The organism is Cupriavidus sp. GW822-FHT02D05 (assembly GCF_058802485.1).
Map to the genome: position 1 here is coordinate 1 of NZ_JBXAOE010000084.1, position 997 is coordinate 997.

Below are 997 nucleotides of genomic sequence, written 5' to 3' on the forward strand. Positions count from 1 at the left end.
TTGGCGTCTTGGCGAAGCGCACATTGAAGTCCGCCAGGAAGACCGGGGCAAAGGCATTGGCCTCGGCCAGCGTCGAGATGCCGCGCTGGCGCAACTCCTTGACCAGCCGGTCCTGCAGCGTGCCATTCATTCGCTCCACGCGGCCCTTGGCCTGGCTGCTGTTGGCGCACAGGCTCTCGATATTCAGCTCGTACAGCGCGCGCCCGAACTGCGTATGGTCTCGCCCTGTGGTGACGCCTTTGGCATTGACCCGGAAGATGCTGGCCTTGTCGCTGTAGAAGGCCACCGGCTTGCCATGGCGCTCGATGTAAGCACGCGTCGCGGCAAAATAGGCGAAAGTCGATTCGGTCGGCACGAACAGCAACTGCATCAGGCGGCTGGTGGCATCGTCGACATAGACCAGCAGCGTGCACATGGGCGCACGCTCCTCGAACCACGCGTGCTCGCTGCCATCGATCTGCACCAGTTCACCCAGGCAAGCGCGGCGCTTGCGCGGCTGGTGCAGCTTGGGCGGACGCAGCTTCCTGGGGACCCAGAAGCCGGCGTCGATCATGATCCGCCGCACCGTCTCCTTGGCCAGCGCGATGCCATGGCGCTCGCGCAACTTCTCGCAGGCCAGCGTGGGGCCGTAATCGGCGTAGTGCTGCTGGATTAGCGCGCGTGCCTGCGCTTCGAGCATCCGTGGCAGCTGGCGATGGCCTGGCTGCCCACGCTGGCGCGACAGCAAGCCCATCGGGCCATCGGCTCGCCAGCGCTGGACCAGCCGCCGGACTTGCCGCGCGGTCAAATCCAGGCGCTCTGCGGCGCGCCATTGCGCCAGCAGGCCCTCGGCCGTTGCCTGAATGACCTTGAAGCGGTCAACTTCACGCAGACTCATGGTGATCAACCCTCGATCCTTCACGGCGCGCTCCCGTCCAACCCAGGCGCTACCAGTATAGGTCTATCCAGAGGACATTCTGATGTGGCTGGAAGCGGACATTCTGATTTGGCCTTTACA

General features: G+C 64.4%; 1 protein-coding gene. It reads right to left on the reverse strand.

Features of this window, described 5'->3' with window-relative positions; genetic code table 11:
• The coding region (locus AC1RQK_RS40445; RefSeq protein ID WP_492815271.1) for an ISNCY family transposase at positions 1 to 877 on the reverse strand (877 nt) is incomplete at its 3' end.
• Positions 878 to 997: the final 120 nt, after the last annotated feature.